We start from the raw sequence: 22,963 nt of genomic DNA, 5'->3' as shown, positions 1-22,963 counted from the left end.
CCGCCCCATGGAGGTGTTCGTGCGCTCGCGGCCGGGCCAGATCTTGAGCATCAGCGTGAGCGCGGACTGAAAATCCGCGTGTCGGCGGTTCAATTCCGTCCAGGCCACCACACCCTTCCGTCCAATTCCACCGTCAATCTGTAGACAGTATCTTCTGCATTGCGGTGACACTGGCTGCGATCTAGGATCGTGGTGAGGAATCGACTGCGCCTTGGCTGCGCCTTCGTGCAGTGTCACCCGAGCAGCGCCGCCTCGATGGCGAGGACACTCGACGTCGAGTGCGTCAACAAGGTGAGACTGCCGAGGTGGGGCGGATCGACATCCGCCAAACATCGCACGCGCCGCCGATGTGGGGACCTCACGACGGGCGAATCATCGAGCAGGCTCGAATCCTCGGCTGGTCACCAAAGGAGGACGATGATGATCGACAACAGCCATTCCTCCGGAAGACGCCGCTTCCTCGGCGCCACGCTGGGTGCCGGGACGGGGTTCCTGGTCGGGTGGCGGCCGGCGCCCGCCTCTGCCCTCGGCGTTAACGACCGCATCCGCATTGGCGTCGTCGGCACCGGCGCCCGCGCGCGCAACCTTATGAAGAAGCTCAAGGAGCTGCCGGGCCAGGAGGTGGTCGCGGTCTCCGATGTGTACGAGCCCCGCATGCTGGAGGCCGCCGACATCGCGGGCGACCCTGTGGTGAAGGCCCTCGACTACCGCCGCCTGCTCGACGACAAAACCGTCGACGCAGTCCTCATCGGCGCTCCTGACCACTGGCACAAAACGATGACGCTCGAGGCCATCGCCGCGGGCAAAGACGTCTACGTCGAGAAGCCCGTCTCGCACTCCATCGAAGAGGGCGCCGCCATGGTCGCTGCAGTCGAGGCCTCCCGGCAGGTGGTGCAGACCGGCACCCAGCAGCGAAGCTGGGACCATTGGATCTTGGGCAAGCAGATCGTCGACTCCGGCAAGCTCGGCCGGGTCACCCTCGTGAACACGTACTGGTACCAACTCCGGAGCACGCAGGCGCTGCCGCAGGTCGACGTGGCACGACTCAACTGGAAGCGATGGCTCGGGTCGGCGCCGGATCAACCCTTCGACGCTGCCCGATTTCTCCAATGGCGGCACTTCAAGGACTTCGGGGGAGGCGTTTTGACCGATCTGCTGACCCATTGGATCGATGTGGTCCATTGGTACATGGGAGTTGACACACCGCTGAGCGCGGTGACCACTGGGCGCAACTACCTCATGAAGACGTGGGAATGGCCCGACGCGGTGACGGCGACTCTCGAGTACCCGAAGGACTTCATGGTCACTCACACCGGGACCTACGGCAGCAGCATCGACGACGGAGGTCTCGAGTTCCGAGGCGAACAGGGCACGCTCAAGATCGACCGGGAGCGCCTGCTGGTATTCAGTGAGGCGAGCAAGAAGCCGGGCTCGTCGTTCACACCGGAGCCGGAGATACACGTGCGCTCCATCGGTGACGGCTCCATCAGCCATCTTCGCAACTGGCTCGATTGCATCCGCAGCCGGAAGGCACCAAACGCTCCCATGCGTACCGGCCACCTGGCCGCGCGGGCGGCTCACATCGCAAATTCGGCTCTGGCCCTGGGGGCGCGCGTACGCATCGAAGACACGATGGGGAAAGTGGAAAGGCTCTGAGAACCACATCGCGGCCCGTGCCCGGTCTGTGAGTTCTATCTGAAGCTATCGTCCCGGTCGTCCCGCATCATCTGAGGGTGGATGCCCCAACCTTCGTGACATCAACAGAATGCGGGACGATGCAAGAGCATTTAGTCACGTAGCGCCAGGACCCGCGACGAGCTGAAAATCCGCGTGGCGGCGGTTCAATTCCATCCAGGCGACCACGTAAAGCACTTCAGGGTCAGAAAGCTTCTATACAAACCGGCCGGAGTCGCCAACTGGGACGCTGCTCAAACCGCCTCGGTGTGACGGTGCGAGACCGGCGTCAGCCGTCGCAGCCCACGGCGATTGAAAGGGCGCGGCACACCTCGCGCATCCGGTCCGGCCCCAGCTGGCCGACATAACCCGTGAGCCTCGCCCGTTCGACGGTCTGGACATGGTCGAGGTTTACAGCCGATTCGTGTTTCAGCCCCTCTTTCACTCCTACCACGACCTCGCTGGGAGCGCCGCGGATCGTAGATGTGACCGGCGCTACCATGACCGTATGCAGCAGCCCGATGACCTCCTGCCGGGTCAGGACGAGGACCGGGCGCTGCTTGTCGGGCGCGTTGAATCGGTAGCGCCAGATCTCGCCACGGCTCACTTCCCGGGCCACGAGCCCTCGTCCTCCCAGCCCGCAAAGTCGCTCCCCAAACCGCCGCCCTCCCCGTAGGCGCGGCGATAAGTCTCGGCGATGCGCTTGGCCCGGGACCGTTTCAGGTATTCGGTCGCGGCGCGCCTCAACACGGCGGACCGCCCGAACTTGCGTACTTCGCCATCAGAATCGAGGCGTCGCAGCAAGGGCTCGTCGAAGAGGACCTGTATAGGTTTCATATGGATATTATATATTGATGCAGTTTTCCTCCCAAGGTAGAAACCAGGACAAGCCCGACGACCAAGGCGGACGGAGAGGCGGAGGACCGACTTGTCTACTACTTGCCTAGAACGATTGGTCACCAAGGGTCTAAGCCCGGGACCAGCCGCCGCTCTGTCGACCCTAGAGCGCAGGTTTAGTGTCCCGGGCGTCGGCAGGAGCAGTTGATCCCGACGCTCCTGCCGCGGGACGCCGGGCGCCGCCCCCCGACGCTAGCCATAACCCAACCGAATTTTTTCGTTGAGCCCTCCGACTTCTTGTCCCGCGCAGTCCGTGGCACAATCGGCCCCACCCATGCCACCCCAATTCATCTTCACCATGAAGGACCTGCGCAAGGTCACGCCCCAAGGCAAGGAGATCCTGCGCGGGATCTGGCTCTCCTTCTATCCCGACGCCAAGATCGGGGTGCTGGGGCCGAACGGGGCGGGCAAGAGCACGCTCCTGCGGATCATGGCCGGGCTGGACAAGGACTTCGCGGGAGAGGCCTTTTCCGCGGAGGGCACGCGCATCGGTCACCTCCCCCAGGAGCCTCAGCTGGACCCCGGGAAGAACGTCCTCGAGCACGTGGAGGAGGCGGTGGCTCCGATCCGCGCCCTCCTCAACCGCTTCGAAGAGCTGTCCATGAAGCTCGGGGACGATCTTCCGGACGCGGAGATGACCAAGGTCATGGACGAGCAGGCGCGGGTCCAGGACAAGATCGAGGCCGCCAACGCCTGGGAGCTGGACCACGCGGTCGAGGTGGCCATGGACGCCCTGCGGTTGCCGCCGGGGGACGCGGACGTGACCCGGCTCTCGGGCGGCGAACGCCGGCGGGTGGCTTTGTGCCGTCTCCTTCTGCAGCCCTCCGACATGCTCCTCCTCGACGAGCCCACCAACCACCTGGACGCGGAGTCGGTGGCCTGGCTGGAGCAGTTCCTCAAGGAGTACAAGGGCTGCGTGGTTGCCATCACCCACGATCGCTACTTTCTCGACAACGTGGCGGGGTGGATCCTGGAGCTGGACCGAGGGGCGGGCATCCCCTGGGAGGGCAACTACTCTTCCTGGCTGGACCAGAAGCAGAACCGGCTGGCCCAGGAGGAGAAGGAGGAATCGGCTCGGCGGCGGACCCTGCAGCGCGAGCTGGAGTGGGTGCGCATGGCCCCGCGGGCGCGCCAGGCCAAGGGCAAGGCCCGCCTGGCCCACTACGAGGAGCTTTTGGCGGAGGAGCAGGCGGCGGAAAAGCGCGAGGGGGCGGCCGAGATCCGGATCCCGCCCGGCCCGCGCCTGGGCGAGCTCGTCATCGAGGCCCGGGGGCTGCGCAAGGGCTACGGCGAGAATCTGCTCATGGACGACGTCAACTTCACCCTGCCCCGGGGGGGGATCGTGGGCGTCATCGGTGCCAACGGGGCAGGCAAGACCACGCTCTTCCGGATGATCATGGGCGAGGAGAAGCCGGACGCGGGGAGCTTGCGGATCGGGGAGAGCGTCGTGCTCTCCTACGTGGACCAGAGCCGGGACAGCTTGATTGGCGAGCGCACGGTCTGGGCGGAGATCTCGGACGGGGGTAAGGACGTGGTCATGGTCGGCAAGCGGGAGGTGAACTCGCGCGCCTACGCCGCTTCCTTCAACTTCCGGGGCCCCGACCAGCAGAAAAGGGTGAAGGACCTCTCGGGGGGGGAGCGCAACCGCCTCCACCTGGCCACCCTGCTCAAGAGCGGGGGCAACCTGCTGCTCGTTGACGAGCCCACCAACGACCTGGACGTGGACACCCTCCGCGCCCTGGAGGAGGCGCTGGTGAGCTTCGCCGGCTGCGCGGTCGTGATCAGCCACGATCGTTGGTTCCTGGACCGCATCGCCACCCACATGCTGGCCTTCGAGGGAGAGAGCCAGGTGGTGTGGTTCGAGGGGAACTACCAGGATTACGAGAGCGACCGGCACCGGCGGCTGGGGACGGAGGCCGACCGGCCCCATCGCATCAAGTACCGGAAGCTCGCCCGCTAGGAGCGTCCCTCCGCGGCGAGCGGACCCTGCCGTAGGAACTCATCGAGCACTGCCCAGTAAGCTTCGCCTCCCCGGAGGTAGGTGTCGTTGTGCCCGGCCCCCGCGATCCGGTGGAAGCGCTTGGGCTCCGGCGCCGCCTCGAACACCCGCTGCCCCTGCGCGAAGGGCACCACTTCGTCCCGGTCGCCGTGCAGGACGAGGAGGGGGACCTTGAGACCGCCCACCTTGGCGAGGTTGTCGTACCGGGTTTGGAGAAGCGCCGACAGGGGAAGCCAGGGGAGCACGAGGCGCGCCATGTCCGGGATGGAGGTGAAGGGGGACTCGAGGACGAGGGCGCGGGCCGCTCGCTCGAGGGCTAGGTCCAAGACGACCGCCGACCCCAGCGACTCCCCGAAGAGGACCAGCCGATCCGGGGGCACCCCCCGCGTCTCCGTGAGGTAAAGATACGCGGCCCTTGCGTCTCGATACGTCCCCCCCTCGTCCGGCCTTCCCTCGCTCCTCCCATAGCCGCGGTAGTCGAAAAGAAAGACCTCGGCCGCGAGCCGCGACCCCATGAGGCGCGCGCGGTCCAGGCGGTGGCTGATGTTGCCGGCGTTGCCGTGGGCGAAGAGGATGGTGAAGCGGGGGCTCGGGAGGGGGAGCCGCCAGGCGTGGATCCTGACCCCGTCCTCGGCCGCGAGATAGACCTCCTCGAAGGCGAGGCCGAAGTCCGCGGGCGTGACCTCCAGAAGGCGGGAGGGGAAATAGATGAAGCTCGTCTCGAAGGGCACGACCGATCACTTCCGACGGAAGAGCTGCATTCGTCCCCGCGGGGTCGAGGTGAAGACCGGCGTGTAGCCCTCCCGGAGCCGGCCCACGACCGACCCCAGCATCCGCGCGGCTTCCGCCTCGTCCGTGGGCGCGTCCCACAGGAGGACGTAGTCCACGCGGGCGCCCGTGGCCTGCTCGTAACCGGCGATGTCCACATCCGCCGAGCCCCCCTCGAGAACGAAGCTCACCCAACCGGTGGGATCGAGGGCGGGGCGGAACAGGAGCGGATAGTGGCCGGTGGCGGGCTGATAGTTGGCCAGGTCCACGACCCCCCGCTCGGCCGCGATATACCCGGCCGCGTGCTGGAGAGGATGCGGATCGTGGCCGCGGGGAGCGCGGGCCAAAATGGGCAGCAGCGTCCGGTTGGGTTCGATGAGGGCCCGGCCGGACAGGTATTCCTCGAGATCGACGTTCCACGCGGCGTGACCCTCGGCATGCCGGCCGAGCAGGGCGAGGGCGAGCACAACCCCCAGGGCCTGCAGGCCGAGCGCGCCCCTCTTCCCGAAGGGCTCGGTGGCGAGGCACAGGATGAGGACCAGGAAGACGTAGAGCTCCGCCCGCTCCTGCAGACGGGTGCCGGAGGCGGCCTGATCGGGCACTCGAAAAAGAAGGGCCAGAGCCACCAAGAAGACGAGCCAGAGCCCGTCCCTGCGCTCCCATCGCCGCTCGAGGAGCTTCCGGCCCAGGACATAGACCAAAGCGCCCGCTAGCAGCCAGAAGACCGAGCGCGCGAGCCACCCCTCCACCGGGTCCTGCGCGCCAAAAGACAGGACGGCCTCGGCCCGGGTCAGGGCGAACAGCCGGTCCCGGGGCGGGGCGGAGGCGGGCGACCAGGCCCGGTGGCGGGGGAGGAGGAACACGACAAGGAGGAGGAGCGAGGGGAGAAACGCGTAGAGGGTCACCAGGACGCGGGAGCGGAAAGCCGGCCAGGCTGATGCCGCGGGGGGATGGCCTCCCCGGAAATCCGCGAGGGTGAAGGAGAAGGCGAGGACGCCAATGGCAAGGGAGGCCATGACCAGGGAGTAGAGGTGGGTGAAGGCGAGGAGAAGGGCGAGCAGGCTCAGGGACACGGTCTGGCCCAGCGTCAAGTCCTGGCCGTGCTTCAGCCAGTAGCCGAGGGTGAAGAAGAACAGGGGGAGGCTGTAGACGAAGGAGTAGAAGCCGAAGTGAAAGAGGAAGCCGTAGAGAAAGGGAAAGACGAGGACGGCCAGGAACCCGGAGCCAGGCCGGAGCACGTTGGCGGCGTAGCGAACGGAGAGGGGCAGGAGGATGGCGTAGCCACTGAGGAAGAGCTTCTCCGCCAGGAGCAGGGGCAGGAAGCGGGTGAGCCCGGCCAGGATGAGATGGCCGAACCAGTTGGCGCCCAGCTCCCGGTTGAAGCGGTAGTAGCGGGCCAGGAGGTCAAGGTCGGGGCGGGAGTAGTCGGCCAGGATCTTGGCATTCTCGAGGTGGGCGGGGCCGTCGTGGGTGGGGACGTAGGTGAACGCCCAAAGGAGAACGAGGTGGGCGAGGATCAAGGCGAAGAGCAGGCCCCGTTCCTCTCCAGCCGCGTCGCGGAAGCGCTGCCGAAAGGAGCGGGAAAGCGCGGACACCCCGGGATCTTGAGGGAGGAGGGTCTCGGGGGTCAACCTAGGGCTGGGGCGGGCGTGCTTTGCTCAACTCCACGCGCAAGCGTGCCACCTCCTGCTGCAGCTCCTCGATCTGCCGAGCCTGGACCTGAAACGCGGCCACCGCCAGGCTGGTGTAGCCGTAGAGGTCGGCCATGTCGCGTTCGGCGTCCACCGCCTCCGCGGGCGGGTGGTCCTCGAGGAGAAACCCGAGGCGAGGGGTGGAGTCGGGACCGCGGTAGCGATAGGTGGCGAGCTTCACTCTTCGGAGCTCGCGGGCGTACTGTTCCAGCGCCTCGTCATCCAGGTAGTGGACGTCGCGCTTGACCGCCCGGGTCGAGATGGGGCACCCCTGGAGCTTGGGATCGGTGGCGCTGCAGAGGAGAAGCCGGTTGCAGGAGTCCAAGGGGTCGCAGCGCGCACCCTCGGTCCCGCAGGCGCCCCCCGCCTTCTCGGTCGTGCAGGCGGCCACCCCCGCGGGCTTCTGATATCCCCGGCAGACGGGATCGCCGCAGGTCGTGTACCAGGAGGTCCGGCTCTCGGTGACGGTCGTCGACGAGCACCCCGGGACCGCCATCGGCAGCAGACACCCGGCAACAATGCCCAGAAGACGGGAGGGCTTCGCGGGCATGGCAACCTCCTTTGCGAGAGCGCCCCAAGGACGGACCCGGCGGCCCGCCTCGTGACCCCCGGTGGATGATAGCGCGGCGAGCGTCACCCTCTCACTCCCCCCTCGCGCCTCGGACACGACGAGAGGGAAGCTCCGCGGCCGACCCCGGAGTGCCCTCCGGGGCGTCGCAGAGACGGCCACCGCGGACTGGGCGGCTCCACCCTCGCCGATCGCGTTCCGAGTCCGGAGCGCCCGCGTTGACACGTATTCAGGCACGGCGTTAGAGTGTGCCTGCTCCGTAACCTCTTTTCGCATCAGTGACTAAGAGAGGGCCACGGAGCGCGAGGAGGGTAGCGGATGAGGCGAACGATCGGGGTCGCGTTCCTGGTGGGGGGGTTGCTTCGAGCCGACGGGGCGATCGCCCAGTCGCTGCAGAATGTGGTCCTCCGGAACTCGTTCAGCCCCATCGGAGCCGGCGCCCGCGGCCTGGGTATGGGCGGAGCCTTCATCGCGGTGGCGGACGACGGTACCGCCGCCTCCTTCAACCCCGCCGGCCTCGCCCAGCTGAGGCGCACCGAACTCGCAATCGTGGGTTTTTCGGACGACCTCACCTCCATCGTGTCCGTCCCGCGCGCCAACACGGTCATCACCAGCGAGTCTTCCGTCCGCCACGGGGCCATCGATTTCGGGGGCATGGCCATCCCCTTCGAGGTGGGCGGTCGCAACCTCACTATCCAGGCCTCCTACCAGCGCTCCGTGGACCTCTTTGGGCAGGGCAAGGCCACGGTCCAGGACACGATCAAGTTGAGCGATGTCGATCCCCGCCTCGCGGGCAACGGGGACTTCATCGCCGACATCACGCCCGCGCAGTCGGGGGCCTTCCAGACCGTCAGCCTCTCGGCCGGATACCAGGTGGCCCCGCGCCTCTCCCTGGGCGCCAGCGTCAACTACTGGTTCGGGGACTGGACGGCCAGCGGCGAGAACAACTTCCACCTCCAGGTTCGGGGACCGGGCGGGCGGTTCGTCGAGGTTCCCCTCGTGGACAAGCACTTCAACCAGGAACAGAGCATGCGTGCGCTTAGCATGAACGCCGGCTTCCTCCTTCGCTACTCGAGGCTCAGCTTGGGGGGCGTCCTGCGCCTGCCGTTCAACGGGGCCTACGAGCTCACCGAGCACGATTCGCAAATCAGCTTCGACCAGAACGGAAAGCCGGGCGCGGCCGTGCCCCAGAGCCTGGGCATGAAGACCCAGCTCTACTGGCCCCGCAGCGCCGGGGCCGGCATCGCCCTGCGGCCGTTCAAGGGGCTCACCCTGACCGGGGACTGCACCTGGTCCCAGTGGTCGCAGGCCACGATCCGGAACGTCCCCGCGGGGACCCTCCTCACCCCGATCAAGACCGGTCCCACGGGGGAGGCGGAGGATTCCTTCAACGACCGGAACTTCTTCGACATGCTCCCGGCAGCGGAGACCTCGACCACGAACACCGTCACCTGGCGCGCGGGCGGAGAGTACCTTGTCGTGCTCTCCAAGCTCATCCTCCCCCTCCGGGGCGGACTCTTCCGCGACCGCTCCCCCATCACGGAGCTCGGGCAGACGGAGGGCAAGCAGATCAAGGGATGGACGGCGGGAACAGGCCTGAACTTCAGCCGGTTCGTGCTCGACGTGGCCTTCGAGCGACAGAACTCCAATGGCCTCCTCTTCCTGCGCCTGCGCCAGGGACAGCCGGTCCAATCCGGCACCGCCGCTTCCACGGAGGCGGTCAAGGAGGACCGCATCGTGGCCTCGATCATCTACCGCTTCGGCGCGGAGAACGATCCCTTGAAGCGGATGTTCCGCAGTCTCTTCGGGAGCAAGGGAGACGAGAGCAACTGAGCTTTCCGCCCGCCCACTTCGCGGGCGGCTGCGGGGAGGACCCTTGGACGGGTGGCATCAGGGACGCAGGCTCTGGCTCCGGGGGGCCACCCTCATGAGCTTTCTCCTCCTGGCCGCCCCTTGGGCACAGGGGGAGGATTGGTTCGATGCCTACGCCCGCGGCCTCGAGGCCCTGAAGCAGCAGAAGGGCGCGCGGGCGGTCGAGCTCTTCGAGCGTTCGATCCGGATGCGGGCCGAGCCCGGCACCAACCTCCTGACCTACGGCACCAATCGGCTCGACGAGTACTACCCCTACCTGCGCCTGGCCGAAGCCCAGCTGCTGGTGGGCAACGTCGAGGCCGCGCGCGAGGCCCTCGCCCGATCCGAGGCCAAGGGCAAGGAGCCTCCCGCCCAGCGGTCGCGGATCGCGGGCCTCGTGGACGCCCTCGCCAAGACGCGGGTGGCCGTGGCCAGCCCTACTCCGGGCCCGCCCCCCCCCACCACCCTCGCCGTGCCACCCCCTCCGGTGGTGGCGCAGGTGACGACTCCCGCGACGACCCTTGCCCCCGTCGCCCCCACCCCCGGGACGACGCTCAGCCCCGTTGCCGCCACGGGCACGCTGGACTTGAGATCGGACCCGGAGGGGGCCACCGCCTTGCTGGGCGGGCGGCGGCTGGGCACCACGCCGCTCACGGTTGACCTGGCGTCCGGAGCGTACGAGATCACTCTTCACAAGGAAGGCGCGGCTGACCAGACGTTCCCGGTCCGGATCACGGCTGGCCGACCGACCCTGGAGATCCGCACGCTGGTGGCCACCGGTCCCGCGCCGGGTCCCTCCGCCACTCCCGCCCCCGCGGAGATCGCATCGCTCCTGGTCTATTCCGAGCCCCCCGGCGCCGCGGTCTATTTGGATGACGAGGCGCTCGGGGCCACCGATCCCGGTTCCGGGCGGCTCGTGAAGAGCGGCGTGGCGCCGGGGACGCACCGCCTCCGTTTGACCCTGACCGACCATCTGGATGTGGCCCAGAGCGTGGACGTCGGGAACTCGGGCCCCACCACCGTCCGAGCCGTGCTGCTGCCGACGGCCCCGGCCGTGTCTCCCCGGGTGCTTCTGGGGTCGGCCGCCGCGGCCGGCCTTCTCATCCTGGCCGTGGGTTACTGGGCCTGGAAGCGGCGCCAGCCAGCGGCCCCCGCCCCCACCGTGGCCGTCCCCTCTCGGACGAAGTCCGCGCCGGCCCGTCCCGCCCCCGCGACCTCCGCCTCCAGGCGCGGGACCGCGATCAGCCCGGTCACGGTGGGCGCGGAAGAGCTGAACCTGGAGCAGTTGCTGGAGACCCGGTCCCTCCCCCCGGAGGCGACCAAGGGCGTGGGCGAGCGCTTCGGCGACTATCTCTTGCTGGATCCCCTGGGCAAGGGTGGGATGGCCACCGTGTTTCTGGCCGAGCGCAACGGCGAGCAGGTGGCTCTTAAGCGGCCCCTGGCCGCCTTCCTCGAAGACCCCGAGTTCCTGGAGCGCTTTCTCCGGGAGGCCGAGATCGGCCGCACCCTCCACCATCCCAACATCATCCGCATCTTCGAGCGCGGGCACGTGGACGGCGTGCCTTATTTCACCATGGAGCTCGTCAAAGGGGAGACCCTGCAGGCCCACATCCGGAAGGTCGGGGCCCTGCCCGGCAAGCCGGCCACCAAGATCGTCACCCAGGTGGCAGAAGCGCTCGACTACGCCCACCTCAAGGGAGTGGTCCATCGCGATCTCAAGCCCTCCAACATCATGATCGTGGAGGACGGCACCGTGAAGGTGATGGACTACGGCATCGCCCGCGCCCGCCGCTTCGAGGGGCTGACCGTCACCGGGGCCTTCCTCGGGACCCCCGATTACGTCGCCCCCGAGACCGCGGAAGGAAAGGGAGCCGATGCCCGCAGCGACCTGTACTCGCTGGGCATCGTTTTCTACGAGATCCTGACCGGTAAGAAGCCCTTCGTGGGCGACACCCCGTTCGCCACCCTCCGCAAGCACGTGTCGGAGGCGCCCACCCCGCCCTCGGTGGTGGTGCCGGGGCTGCCCCGGCAGCTCGAGACCATCGTCCTCCGCCTTCTCCAGAAGGACCCCGGGGAGCGGTATCCCGGCGCGGAGGAGCTCCTGATCGAGCTCCGCGAGTACTTGAACCGCGCCGCCTGAGGCGGGCGCCCGGCCGTGTTCTCCGACCCTGCCCCCCCTTTTGTTCTCTTCGGCGTCGCCCACGTCACCGTCCTCCTGGGGACGGTGCTTCTGGCCCTGGTCCTGGCCCGGCGGGTGCGGGCCCGCCCCTCGGGAGCCTTGGCCGGCGGCTTCCGCTACGCCTTGGCCACCCTCCTCCTCGCCATCATCGGCTTCGAGATGGCCATGGGCGTCGCCGGGGGCTGGCTGACCTTGCAGAACGTGCTGCCCCTCCAGCTCTGCGACCTGGCCATGCTCCTCGCCGTTTATTCCCTGATCAGGCTGGACCGGCGAACGGCGGAGCTGCTCTACTTCTGGGCCTTGGCCGGCAGCGGCCTCGCGATGGTCACCCCCGACCTCCGCCAGGGCTTCCCGCGCTGGGAGTTCCTCGCCTTCTTCGGGCTCCACGGCCTGGTGGTGGTGGCGGCGCTGGTCCTGACCTTCGGCTTCGGCCTCCGGCCCCGACCGGGGTCGGCGCGGCGGGCCTTCCTGGCCACGGCCGGCTACGCGGCTCTGGTCGGCGGGGTCAACGCCATGCTCGGCACGAACTTCATGTTCCTGCGGGCCCGGCCGGCTACCCCCACGATCCTGGACTGGTTCGGCCCCTGGCCGCTCTACATTGTCGCTGCGGGTGCTCTCGCCTTCTGCCTGTTTTGGCTTCTGGCCCTGCCCTTCAGGCGCCCCCCGGCTCCCCCGGCGGCGAGCCCACCGGCCCCCGCGCCCCCTTACGGAGGCGCCGGCCCCGCGACGCGTACATGACCCGGTCGGCCCGGGCCAGCACCGCCTCCAACCCTTCCCCCGGACGCCGGTAGGCCATGCCCATGCTGAAGCCGGCGGGGCTGTCGAGGGCGGCGGCCTCCAGGATGCGCCGGGACACGACCTGCACCTCCTTCTCCGAGTCTGCGTGGAGGATGAGGCCGAACTCGTCACCGCCCAGCCGGACGAGGATGTCGTCCGTGCGATGGTGGCGGCTCACGAAGTGGACGAAGCTCCTGAGCACGCGGTCGCCCTCCTCGTGCCCGTAGGTGTCGTTGATGGCCTTGAAGTCGTTCAGGTCGAAGACGAGGCAGGCCCAGCGCGCGGTGGGCCGCTCCAGCTCCGGCTGCTGGCGCTCCAGGTAGCGCCGGTTGTAGCAGCCGGTCAAGGGGTCGCGCACGCTCAACTCCGCCAGCCGCCGTTCCATCTCCTTGCGCGGGCTGACGTCGCGGAGGATCGTGCGCATGCGGATAGGCACGCCCCTCTCGTCGAGAACGAAGGAGGTCTGGGTCTCGGCGAAGAAGGTGTCCCCGCCCTTCCGGCACATGCGGAACTCGTAGAGATCCTGGCCTATCGCGCGCTCATAGGGCGCGCCCGTGTCCCGCGAGCGGGCCACGAAGGAGTTCACGACCCGGGTCGCCTTGTGGTACTCCCCCTCCTCCTCGAAGAGGACCCGGCTGTGGAGGCCGGCTCGGATGTCTTCGTCGCCGTAGCCGAGGAGCATCTCGGCCAGGCGGTTCAGGTACAGGACGTGGCCGGTCTCGAGGTCCACCTCCACCAGGGCATCGGGGAGGTGGAAGAGCACCTCGGCGAGCTCGCGGCGCAGCTGGACGACCTCAGCTGGCTCCGTCTCCCGACGCGTGTCTTCGTTCGTGGGTCTCGACATGGCCGCCCGTCCATGATGCCCCAGGCCATTCGGTTCGCCAAGGCGAGGGCCTCGACTCTCCGTCAGAACGAGCCGCTGGCACTCCCGATTTTCTTCAAGGCTTCCGCAGCTTCCCGGGCCACCAGCGGCTCCCGGTCCTTGAGGGCGGCGCTCAGCGCGGGGACCGCGGTCCTGGCCTCGGGACCGATGCGGCCCAGGGCCCGCGCCGCCTCCGTCCGCACCAGGCCCTCGTGATCCTTGAGGGCGACGGTCAGGGCGGGGACGGCCTCCCGCGCCGCGCCCCCCAGGCTCCCGAGGGCCTTGGCGGCCTGGGAGCGCTTGTCGGGGTCCGAATCGCCGAGCGACTCCAGAAGACTCTGCACCGTGGGGGGGGGACCACCCGGACCCTCGGGAGCCGCGGTTGTGAGCGGGCCAGGAGCGGGAGGAGGGGGGGAGACGGCGAGGGATGGGGAGGGATCGGGCAGAGGGGCCGGGCCCCGGACGGCAGGGCCCCCCGCCACCGGCCCGGATCCGGAATGGCTGAGCTCCGGCCCCGACGGGCTCGTCGTCACCGCCGACTCCGGAAAGAGGAGCGCGGCCAGGGAGGACCACGGGATGAGCTGTTGCTCGGTGAGGTAGACAAAGCCAGCCAGTCCCAACACGAAGAGGAGGGTCACGGTGGGGAAGCCGCGCCCTCTGGCCCCCCCCGCAGGGGGTCTCGCCGGAGGCGCAGGGCCCGGAGAGGGAGCGGCGGGAGAAACCGTGGGCGCGGCGGGAGGGGGAAGCGCCGGCACGCGCAGGTCCACGGTCGTGGGCACGTGGGGAAGGGCCGCGGGAGCCTCGGCCTCAGCCTTTCCCCTCTCCAGGGCATCCACGAAGGCGCCCGTGGTGGGCCACCGGTCCTCGGGCTTCTTGGCCGTGCATTTGAGGAGGGCCCGCACCATCGGCTCCGGCACCTCGTCGGGCGAGGGCAGCGGTATCGAATCCGAGACATGCTTCATGAGCACCGCGATGGGGGTGTCGGCGACAAAGGGCACGCGCCCGGTCAGGAGCTCGTAGGCCACGATGCCCAGGGAATAGATGTCGGCGCGCTGGTCCACGGTGAGGGCGGTGATCTGCTCGGGGGCCATGTACTGGGGGGTACCGCTGATCATGCCGGTGGCGGTGAGGCCGCTCGAGGTCTCCACCATCTTGGCCACCCCGAAGTCGACGAGGTAGATGCGCCCCTCCTCGTCGACGAGCACGTTGTGGGGCTTGACGTCGCGGTGGATGACCCCCTTCCCGTGCGCATAGTCGAGGGCATCGGCCACGCCCCGCAGGATCGCGATCACGCGCTCCCGAGGCAGGCGTCCGGGAGCGCCGCGGAGGAGGGCGGAGACGGTTCCCCCCGCGATGAAGCGCATGGCCATCCAGGGGATCCCCTCCGCGATGTCGAAGGCGAAGATGGGAATGATGTTCGGGTGCTCGAGGCGGGCCACGACCCTGGCCTCGCGGCGGAAGCGTTCCGCGAACGTGGGGTCGTGCATGAACTCCGGGGGCAGCACCTTGACCGCCACGTAGCGGTCGAGGGCCTCCTCGTAGGCCTTGTAGACCGAGGCCATTCCGCCCCGACCGAGGGGCTCGATGATGCGGTAGGGTCCGAGGCTCGCACCGGCCGCCAGGGCCAAGGGTCCTTCCTCTCAGAGCAGTTGCCGGGATCCCGTGGGCGGCGGCCCCGTCAGCGCTGAGCTAACCGGCGGGCACGCTCGAATCCGTCTCGCGCATCCAGGAACTTCCGGGCGGCTTGGGCGAACTGCCGCTTGGCGAGGAAGCCCTCCCCCGCGCGGGCCGCCGTCGCCGCTTCGGAGAACGGCTCCAGGGAGCCGGCCTTGACGCGTTCGGCCGCCCCGCGCGCCTGGCTCATGAGGTGTTGCGCCTCCTCGGCCTGGGCACGAAACTGGCGGTCCAGGGGTCCCGCGAGCTCCTCGACGGCGGCGTGGTTGGGATCGATGGTGAGGAGGTTCCAGAAGGCCTGGGAGGCCTTGTCCGTGTTGCCGGCCTTCAGCCCCGCCCGCGCCTCCTGGGCGGCCGCCTCGAGGTCCTTCAGGAGAGCCTGAGCCTCATCCAAGATCTTCTGCGCGGGCGCGTTCTTGGGGTCGAGCTTCAAGGCCCGCTCGGCCTGGGCCGCCGCGCCCGAATAGTTCTTGTCTTCGAGCTTCTTGCGGGCCAGCTCGACTTGGTTCCCGACCAGGGCCTGGGTCAGGGCGCCAATCTGCTCCTTGGCCGCATCCTGGGTGGCGGGAGGCGCGGGGGCCCCCTGCGGCGTGCGTGACGAGTAGAGCGCGTAGAAGATGCCGGCCGCCACGAACAGCACCAACACGAACCCCCCGCCCAGGTAGATCGGCAGTCGCGAGGACGCGGGGGCGGCGGGGACCCGGGACCTCCCCAGGCTCGATCCGCTCCCCGACCGGGCGGGGAGGGTCTGGGGCGAGCGCCGCGTCTTCTCCGTCGTCGGGTCCGGGGTACGGGCCAGATCGAGGGCGGTGGATCCCACCACCCGTCGCTCTCCCCCCGAAAGCGGCGCCGAGCTCCCGGCTCTCTCCATTTCCTGATGTTCCGGGCCCATTTCGTCCTCGAGGCTCGTATCCCATTCCCGCCCCTCGGCGATCGCCCGGCGCACGGCCCGTACGCCGTCGCGAAGGCGGCCGCCGTTCTGGAAACGCCGGACCGGATCCTTGAAGAGCGCCTTCTCCACGAGCTCGACCAGGATGGGGGGGAGGTCCACCCAATGGCGCAGCGGCTCGGGGTTGTCCTGCAGCACGTGGAAGAGAACGGTGTGCATGGAGTCGCCGTCGAAGGGCTTGTGGTTCGAGAGGAGCTCGTAGAAGACGGCCCCCAGGGAGAAGATGTCGGACCGGGCGTCCGCCTTCTCTCCCCGCACCTGCTCGGGCGACATGTAGTGGGGAGTTCCCGTCACCATCCCCGTGCGCGTCATGTCCGAGGAGCTGAAGCGGGCCAGGCCGAAGTCCATGATCTTGACCTGGCCGCTGGGCTGAATGTGGATGTTGGCGGGCTTCAGGTCGCGGTGGACGACGTCGTTGGCGTGGGCGAAAGCCATCCCCTCGCCGATCTGCTCCATGATGTCGAGCTTCTGGTTGAGATTGCTCAGTAGGTTGCCGCCGATGAGGTCCTTGAGGTCCTTGCCCTCCAGAAGCTCCATGGCCAGGTAGATCTTCCCGTGCTCCTCCCCGAAGTCGTAGACCGTGATGATGTGGGGGTGATTCAGCTTGGCGGCGGATTGGGCTTCGCGGAGAAACCGCTTGCGGACTTCCTCATCGCCGGCCAGGCTCGCGGATATGGTCTTGACGGCAACCGAGCGGTTGAGGAAGGGGTCTTGGCCCTTGAAGACCTCTCCCATCGCCCCTTGCCCGATCTTTCCGAGGATACGGTACTTGCCGATCCGCTCGAGCTCCATGCTGCCTCAAGAACGACAAGGGGAGGGCTGCTGCCGACGGCACCCGGGCCTTTAGGTTTTTCAAAATGATGATAACACGCTCGTGTCCACCGCGCTACGAGGGGGGTGACGCGCTTGACACCCTCGCGCGCAGGGTGGAAACTACTTTTCGTACCCAGTTGAACCGTCGCTATCCGAGTGGCCCGTGACCCTCCGACGGCCGTAGCGGCTTGTTAAGCAAGACTGTGAGGCCATGATGATTAGGAAGGTGGCGCTGCTGGCTCTGGGCTTGGCCCTGGCCAGCCCCGTGGCGGTTTGGGCCCAGGTCCCGGGCAATTGTCCAGGTCCAGGCTGCCCCCTCGCCTTCGTGATCCCGACTCTTTACGGCCCGAACGGGTTGAAGGTGGAGAGCCAGGCTCTCCTCCCCGACGGTTCCAACCATTCCGCCCACTTCAACAGCGCCTTCCAGGCGGAGTTCACGCTCTTCAACACCTCCCTCGCGAGCCAGCTGGCCTCGGTGCCGCTACCCTCGCCGGCCTCCGGCTTCACGTACGAGCTGGATCCTGCCCTCGGGGTCATGAAGCGGTCCACGCAAAGCTTCGGCCCCATCTTCGCGGAACGGGCGGAGACCATCGGTCGGAAGAAGTTCTCCCTGGGCGTCAACTACCAGCGCTTCAGCTTCGACAGCATTGAAGCCATTGACCTGGCAGCGGTTCCGGCCGTTTTCACCCACGACGGGGCCGCCCCGGGAGGTAAGGCGGACGTGGTCTCCACCATGAACTCGATCAGCCTGGGCGTCGACCAGTTCACCGCTTTCCTGAGCTACGGCGTCACCGATTTTTTGGATTTCTCCGTGGCCGTTCCCCTAGTGCGGGTTGACATGTCCGTGAGCTCCGCGGCCACCATCGAGCGGATCGGAACCGCCTCTAATCCAAAGATCCATTTCTTCTCCGATCCCGCGGCCCCCGGAGGGTATGGGAACACGAAGACGTTTTCGAGCTCCGGGAACGCCAGCGGCATCGGGGACCTAATCCTGCGCCTCAAGGGGACGGCCATCAAGAGCGGCCGCACGGGGCTGGCTCTGGCCGTCGACGTGCGGCTGCCGACCGGCGACGAAAACAACTTCCTCGGCTCGGGTGCGGCCGGGGTCAAGCCCTTCCTTGCCTTCTCCTTCGCCGCGGGCCGGGTCTCGCCCCACGTGAACTTCGGGTATCAATGGAACGGCAAGAGCGTGCTGGCCGGCAACGTCCTCACGGGCGAGAAGCAGAGCCTGCCCAACCAGTACCTCTACGCGGTGGGAGCGGACATCGGACTCGCGCAGAGGCTGACGCTCGCCTTCGACGTCCTGGGCCGGAGGGTGATCAACTCGCCGCGGCTCCAGGCCCAGACCTTCACCCCCCTCCAGAGCTTCACGTTCCCGGGCGGGGGCAGCACCCTTCCCGACATCCGGTTCTCCACGAGCTCCTTCAACATCACGAACGGGGCCGTCGGCCTCAAGCTCAACGCGGGGGGGAACCTGCTCATCGACCTGAACGGGATCTTCAAGCTGGACAACGCCGGCCTCCGGGCCAACTTCACGCCCCTGTTCGGAGTGGAGTACAGCTTCTAGGGACCCGCCCGGCCGGCCCTACTGGGCGAAGTCGCGGATCGTCCAGCCGCCCGGCCCCTTGATCAGCACAAACGTGGGCTGGGAGTTGACGGCCTTGCCGTCAATCGTGTCCCGTCGGGCCAGGCGCACCTTGGCCTGGGCGCCATCGATTTGAATTCCCGCGATGGTGACGCTCACCTGGTAGGACTTGATCAACTTGAAGATCTCCCGGAAGCGCTTCTCGTCCTCCGGGGAGAGGTTGGGTTTCACCGCTTTGAGGAGCGTTACGTCCTTCGCCGTGACGGCCCGCTCGAAGTCGTCGAGGACCCTGCGGATGGCCGGCTCTTCGGGCGGAGGCGCGGGTTGGCTGGACGGGACGGGGGGGTGGGCGCCCGCGCCGGGGCCGGCAAGGGTGGCGGGAGGCAGGGTGGGGACGGAGGCGACGAGGGTGGTGGGGACGGTTTGCGGGGGCGTGCCCGCGTGGGCGGGTGGAGGCGGGGGCGGGGGCGGCACGTTCCGCGCGATCACCGCCGCGTGGCCGGCGCGCTCGAAGGCATCGCGGGCGTCCAGATACTTCCGGGTGGCCACCGCGAATTCCCCTTTGGCGAGCAGCTTCTCCCCCTCGCGCACGGCGGCCACGCCCTCGGCAAAAGCGGGCTGCCCACCCGCCCGGGCCCGGTCGGCCGCCGTCCGGGATTCGCTCATGGACTTCCGCGCGTCCTCCGCCTGGACCTTGAAGTAGCGATTCAGCCGGGCGGCCATCTCGGCGGCCACGGGATGGTTGGGGTTGATGGCCAATACTTTGGAAAGGGCCTGCGAGGCCTTGTCCGTGTCGCCGGCCTGGAAGGCCGTCCGCGCCTCGGCCGCCGCGCCGTCCAGCTCCTTCAGCGTCGTCTGGGCTCGATCCACGATCTTCTTCGCCTCTAAGTTCTGGGGATCGAACTTGAGCGCGCCCTCCGCCCTGGCCACCGCGCCCTCGAAGTTCTTGTCCTTGAGGCTTTCCTGGGCCAACTCGAGCTGGCTGGTGACGAGGGCCTCCGTGAGGGCGTCCACCTGCTCCTTCTGCTTGGAGATCTCCGGTGCGGGAGTCGGGGTCGCCAGGGGGGCCTGGCTGCGGGTCCATTGGAAGAGCAGCCCCGCTCCCAAAAGCAGTATCAGAGCGCCCCCCAAGAGGTAGACGGGCAGGGGTGAGCGGGCCGGGGGCGCGGGGATCGGCCTCTGCGACCGCGGCCCGGGTCGGCCAGGGGGGCGGGCGACCGTACGGACGGAGCGGGCGCCGCCGAGCGTCCTTGGCCGGAGAGAGGCCGGGCCCCGGCCCGACCGATCGGGGGGGGCCGCCTCCCCGGGGCGGGCCATCGCGGGAGCGTTGACCAGGGTGCCGAGAGAGGGGTCGACGATGGTCTCGTCCGCTTCCACGGGCTCGAGCGCGGACAGCCCCTCCTCCTCGTCCAGCTCGCCTGCAATCACCTTGTCCGCGATGCGCAGCGCCTCCCTCATCTCGCCCGCGTGCCGGAAACGCAGGGCGGGATCCTTGGCCAGCGCCCTCTCCAGCAGCCGCACGAGGATCTCGGGAGTGTCGGGCGTCCAATGCCGGACGGGGAGGGGATCGCTCTCCGCCACCTGGAAGAGGACGGAGTGAAGGGACTCTGCGTCGAAGGCCTTGTGCTGGGTGAGGAGCTCATAGAAGACCGCGCCCAGGGAAAAGATGTCGGAGCGCGCGTCCGCCTTGTGCCCCCGCACCTGCTCCGGCGACATGTAATTGGGGGTGCCAAGGGTGGTGCCGGTGGCGGTCAGCTCCGAGGTGCCGAAGCGGGCCAGGCCGAAGTCCATGATCTTGACGTCGCCGCTGGGCAGGATGTGGATGTTGGCCGGCTTCAGGTCGCGGTGGATGACGTCTTTCTCGTGGGCGAAGGCCAGGCCGTCACAGATCTGGCTCATGATCTTGAGCTTGTCAGAGAGCTCGGTCAGGGAGGCCGCGCCGATGATCTGCTTGAGCTCCTTGCCCTCGAGGAGCTCCATGGCCATGTAGATCCGGCTGTGTTCTTCGCCGAAGTCGTAGACGGTGACGATGTTGGGGTGATTCAACCGCGCCGCCGACTGGGCCTCGCGGAGGAAGCGCTTGCGCGCCTCGCTGTCCACCGCGAGCTTGGCCGAGATCGTCTTTATGGCAACGAAGCGGTTGAGGACGGGGTCGAGGGCCTTGTAGACCACGCCCATGGACCCCTGCCCGATCTTGCCCAGGACCTTGTATTTGCCGATCGGCTCGAGTTCCACTCCGGGCGCCTCGGCGCGGTGGGTCCGCCAATGGGCGGCCACTCCGGGCCCTTGATCTTTAGCCGGCCAGGGATGATAGCACGGTCCTGCCGCCCCGAATTTGCGCGCCGGGCGCTCCCGGGCTCCCGCCCGAGAGCGCAAGCGGGCTCAGCACCCGGGCAGGGTTTCCACGAGGAGGCGCCCCGCGGCCAGGCTCCTGAGCTCCTCCGCCAGGTCCAGGGTGCTCAGCACGGCCTTCCGGGCGGCGGCCCGCTCGGCCTCTCCCGTGGCCAGGCGGCCCAGCAGCTCCTTGCCCCAGTCGTGGTGGTACTTCTCGTCGGGCTGGATCTTCTCCCGGTACAACCGGGCGGTGTTGGGGTCGCCCGCGGCTTCGCAGTAGGTGATGAAGAGCTCGTTGGACTTGTAACCGATCGCCTCCCGGGTGAACTGCGTGGCCGCGATGCGCTCGACAGTCGACTCCAGGGTCTCGAAGTATTGGTAGAGCCGGCTCGGGCCGCCTGCCAGAGGCGAGAAGCCCGAGAGGTCCACTCCCATCTCGGCCAGCCGGTCGGCGATGAGGCCGTAGTGTCGGGCCTCGTCGCCCGCCTGGCGGGCGAAAGCCAGCTTGGCCTCGATTTCGCCCGTTGAGGGCATCCAGCGGGCCGCCATCTCCGAGGCCTCCATCTCGTTGCGGAGGGCACCACGCAGGAGCTGGGGCATGTCCGCACGGCCCACGGACGCCGCGATCCCCGAGAGCGCGGCGTCGCGGACGGACAGGATCTGCCACAGGGTCGCGTTTATCTCCTCGACGAACTCGGGTCCCGTCATGGACCCAGGATCCTAGCACTTCCCCTTCCGGGAGAGACAGGGCTGGCCCTCCTCGAGGCCGAGAAGTCGCGCGCACCCCGCGTGCTAGGATGCGTCGTCGCGGGGCAGGGGGCTCATGAGCGACCGCATCGCCGTCACGGGCGCGAGCGGGTTCATCGGACGTCACCTCACCCTTCGCGCGAGCGCCCTCGACTTTGACGTGGTGGGCCTCGTTCGCTCGGAGGCGGCCGAGCGCATCGTGCGCCAGGCGGGGGGGCGGCCGGTACGGCCGAGCGGGCCCGAGCCGGAGGGATGGGCGCGTGCGCTGGAGGGCGCGCGCGCGGTCGTGCACCTCGCGCAGATCGGGGCGGAGCGCGGGGGGGCGACCTACGAGGCGGTGAACATCGGGCTGACCCAGAAGCTCATCGCCGCCGCCCGGCAGGCGGGGGTGCCCCGGATCGTCTACTTCTCCGGCCTCGGCGTCGCCCACTACGGTCTCGTCCGGCGCTGCACCAACCCCTACTTCTTGTCCAAGCTGGCGGCGGAGGTGGAGCTCTACCGCTCCGACCGCGAGGTGGTGGTGTTCCGCCCCTCCTACATCGTGGGCCCCGGGGACGGCTTCGTCGCCGCCCGCCTCAGGGAGATGGCGGAGGGTCTGGTGGAGCAGCCGGGGGACGGGGCCTACCGCCTGCAGCCGATCGCGGTAGACGACGCCGTCGCCCTGGTGCTGGCGGCCGCTCGTCGTCCCCTCGGCCGCCGTCCCACCGTTCTCGACCTCGTGGGCCCCGAGCCCGTGAGCTACGCCGAGCTCCGGGAGCGGCTGGCCCGCCTGGCGCGGGCGGCGGGCCGGCCCGCGGACTACCGGGTGCGCGAGATCCCCATCCCGGAGGTGGATCGCATGGCCTCCGCGGGGGGCTACCGGGGCCTCTCGTCCGACGAGGTGGATTGTCTCCTCTGCGACGAGGTCTCCGACCCCGCTCCCCTCACGGCCTTCCTGGGCCGGCCCCTCGCCCCCCTCGACGACGCCCTCCTCGCGGCGCTGGGGGCGGGGTGACCGCCAAGAGGGGGGCGCTCGCGGGCGGAGGGGAGGCGGATGTGGTCGTGCTGGGCGGGGGAATCACGGGCTGCGCGGCGGCCCTGGAGCTCGCCCGGGACGGTCGGCGGGTCGTGGTTCTGGAGGCGGGTGCCTTAGGCTCGGGCGCCGCCGCCACCGACCTCGGCCTCGTCCCTCTTGGCCTCGGGGTGCCCTACGTGCAGGCGGTCCGGCGCTTCGGCCGAGAGGGGGCCCGGGAGGTGTGGGAGACACACCGGGAGAGTCAGAGCCGGCTCCGGGAGCTTCTCGCCAGTTTAGGCGCCGACTGTGGCTACCGGCAGGCGGGCGGCTTCCTTATGGCCGAGGATCGAAGCGAGGCTTTAGCGCTCGCGGACAGCGAGGACCTCCTACGCGAGGACGCCTTCGCGGGAGAGTTCCTGGACCACTACATGCTGGAGTCGCGGTTCGATGTGTCCGGTTTCTCCGCCGCCTACTGGGCGGCGGAGGAGGGTGAGATCGACAGCCGGCGGCTGGTCCAAGCTCTGGCCGGCGCGGCCACGGAGGGGGGTGCCGTTTTTCACGAGGGAAGCCCCGTCCGGGAGCTCGCCCTCACCACCTCGGG

18 protein-coding genes and 1 tRNA gene are annotated in these 22,963 nt (G+C 68.7%); 9 read left to right on the top strand and 10 right to left on the bottom strand.

Features of this window, described 5'->3' with window-relative positions:
• The first annotated feature begins 34 nt into the window (after positions 1-34).
• A tRNA-Phe gene (locus VN461_11310) sits at positions 35-110 on the top strand.
• Between the two features lie 307 nt (positions 111-417).
• A complete protein-coding gene (locus tag VN461_11305; protein HXB55364.1) occupies positions 418-1,656 on the top strand; it encodes a Gfo/Idh/MocA family oxidoreductase in 1,239 nt (412 codons plus the stop codon).
• 307 nt (positions 1,657-1,963) lie between these two features.
• Here the strand turns inward: VN461_11305 and VN461_11300 are convergent, their stop codons facing one another.
• Entirely contained in the window at positions 1,964-2,293 is a 330-nt protein-coding gene (locus VN461_11300; GenBank protein ID HXB55363.1) for a type II toxin-antitoxin system PemK/MazF family toxin, read from the bottom strand.
• On the bottom strand, positions 2,278-2,511 hold the full coding sequence (locus VN461_11295; GenBank protein ID HXB55362.1) for a CopG family transcriptional regulator: 234 nt from the start codon (positions 2,509-2,511) through the stop codon (positions 2,278-2,280). Before VN461_11295 ends, VN461_11300 begins: the two co-directional genes overlap by 16 nt.
• Positions 2,512-2,845: 334 nt before the next feature.
• On the opposite strand from VN461_11295, the gene ettA reads away from it, so the two are divergent.
• Positions 2,846-4,531: an energy-dependent translational throttle protein EttA gene (gene ettA, locus VN461_11290; protein ID HXB55361.1), complete on the top strand. Its 1,686-nt coding sequence runs from the start codon at positions 2,846-2,848 to the stop codon at positions 4,529-4,531.
• On the opposite strand, the gene VN461_11285 is transcribed toward ettA, so the two are convergent.
• The 3 genes from VN461_11285 to VN461_11275 are packed head-to-tail and all read right to left on the bottom strand — an operon-like array spanning position 4,528 to position 7,579.
• A complete protein-coding gene (locus tag VN461_11285; protein ID HXB55360.1) occupies positions 4,528-5,301 on the bottom strand; it encodes an alpha/beta hydrolase in 774 nt (257 codons plus the stop codon). The two genes, ettA and VN461_11285, sit on opposite strands and share 4 nt — an antisense overlap.
• A gap of 6 nt (positions 5,302-5,307) precedes the next feature.
• Positions 5,308-6,933, bottom strand: a complete 1,626-nt coding sequence (locus VN461_11280; GenBank protein HXB55359.1) for a hypothetical protein — start codon at positions 6,931-6,933, stop codon at positions 5,308-5,310.
• Positions 6,934-6,970: 37 nt separating this feature from the next.
• The gene (locus VN461_11275; protein ID HXB55358.1) at positions 6,971-7,579 is read right to left on the bottom strand and encodes a hypothetical protein; all 609 of its coding nucleotides are present in this window, start codon (positions 7,577-7,579) and stop codon (positions 6,971-6,973) included.
• 336 nt (positions 7,580-7,915) lie between these two features.
• Between VN461_11275 and VN461_11270 the strand changes: the two genes are divergently transcribed.
• The 3 genes from VN461_11270 to VN461_11260 are packed head-to-tail and all read left to right on the top strand — an operon-like array spanning position 7,916 to position 12,365.
• The gene (locus VN461_11270) at positions 7,916-9,430 is read left to right on the top strand and encodes a hypothetical protein (GenBank protein HXB55357.1); all 1,515 of its coding nucleotides are present in this window, start codon (positions 7,916-7,918) and stop codon (positions 9,428-9,430) included.
• Positions 9,431-9,473: 43 nt separating this feature from the next.
• On the top strand, positions 9,474-11,588 hold the full coding sequence (locus tag VN461_11265) for a protein kinase (GenBank protein ID HXB55356.1): 2,115 nt from the start codon (positions 9,474-9,476) through the stop codon (positions 11,586-11,588).
• A gap of 15 nt (positions 11,589-11,603) precedes the next feature.
• The gene (locus VN461_11260) at positions 11,604-12,365 is read left to right on the top strand and encodes a TIGR02206 family membrane protein (protein HXB55355.1); all 762 of its coding nucleotides are present in this window, start codon (positions 11,604-11,606) and stop codon (positions 12,363-12,365) included.
• Here the strand turns inward: VN461_11260 and VN461_11255 are convergent.
• The 3 genes from VN461_11255 to VN461_11245 all read right to left on the bottom strand — a co-directional run bounded on the left by VN461_11255 (position 12,280) and on the right by VN461_11245 (position 16,681).
• Positions 12,280-13,248, bottom strand: coding sequence for a diguanylate cyclase (locus tag VN461_11255; GenBank protein ID HXB55354.1), 969 nt, complete (start codon positions 13,246-13,248; stop codon positions 12,280-12,282). The two genes, VN461_11260 and VN461_11255, sit on opposite strands and share 86 nt — an antisense overlap.
• Before the next feature lie 62 nt (positions 13,249-13,310).
• The gene (locus VN461_11250; protein ID HXB55353.1) at positions 13,311-14,894 is read right to left on the bottom strand and encodes a protein kinase; all 1,584 of its coding nucleotides are present in this window, start codon (positions 14,892-14,894) and stop codon (positions 13,311-13,313) included.
• Positions 14,895-14,944: 50 nt separating this feature from the next.
• Positions 14,945-16,681, bottom strand: coding sequence for a protein kinase (locus tag VN461_11245; GenBank protein ID HXB55352.1), 1,737 nt, complete (start codon positions 16,679-16,681; stop codon positions 14,945-14,947).
• A 232-nt stretch (positions 16,682-16,913) separates the two neighbouring features.
• Here VN461_11245 and VN461_11240 point away from each other — a divergent pair, with 232 nt between their 5' ends.
• Positions 16,914-18,269: a transporter gene (locus tag VN461_11240; GenBank protein ID HXB55351.1), complete on the top strand. Its 1,356-nt coding sequence runs from the start codon at positions 16,914-16,916 to the stop codon at positions 18,267-18,269.
• 18 nt (positions 18,270-18,287) lie between these two features.
• On the opposite strand, the gene VN461_11235 is transcribed toward VN461_11240, so the two are convergent.
• Together VN461_11235 and VN461_11230 are read right to left on the bottom strand one after the other, a co-directional pair.
• Entirely contained in the window at positions 18,288-20,522 is a 2,235-nt protein-coding gene (locus VN461_11235; GenBank protein ID HXB55350.1) for a protein kinase, read from the bottom strand.
• 147 nt (positions 20,523-20,669) lie between these two features.
• Positions 20,670-21,329, bottom strand: coding sequence for a ferritin-like domain-containing protein (locus VN461_11230; GenBank protein HXB55349.1), 660 nt, complete (start codon positions 21,327-21,329; stop codon positions 20,670-20,672).
• A gap of 115 nt (positions 21,330-21,444) precedes the next feature.
• Between VN461_11230 and VN461_11225 the strand changes: the two genes are divergently transcribed.
• Together VN461_11225 and VN461_11220 are read left to right on the top strand one after the other, a co-directional pair.
• The gene (locus tag VN461_11225) at positions 21,445-22,362 is read left to right on the top strand and encodes an NAD-dependent epimerase/dehydratase family protein (protein ID HXB55348.1); all 918 of its coding nucleotides are present in this window, start codon (positions 21,445-21,447) and stop codon (positions 22,360-22,362) included.
• On the top strand, positions 22,359-22,963 hold a 605-nt coding region (locus VN461_11220), incomplete at its 3' end, for an FAD-dependent oxidoreductase (protein HXB55347.1). The genes VN461_11225 and VN461_11220, both read left to right, overlap by 4 nt.

The sequence above is a fragment of the Vicinamibacteria bacterium genome, from assembly GCA_035570235.1.
Lineage (GTDB): Bacteria > Acidobacteriota > Vicinamibacteria > Fen-336 > Fen-336 > DATMML01.
Note: the sequence above shows the minus strand (reverse complement) of the source record. Positions and strands in the feature narration are given on the sequence as shown.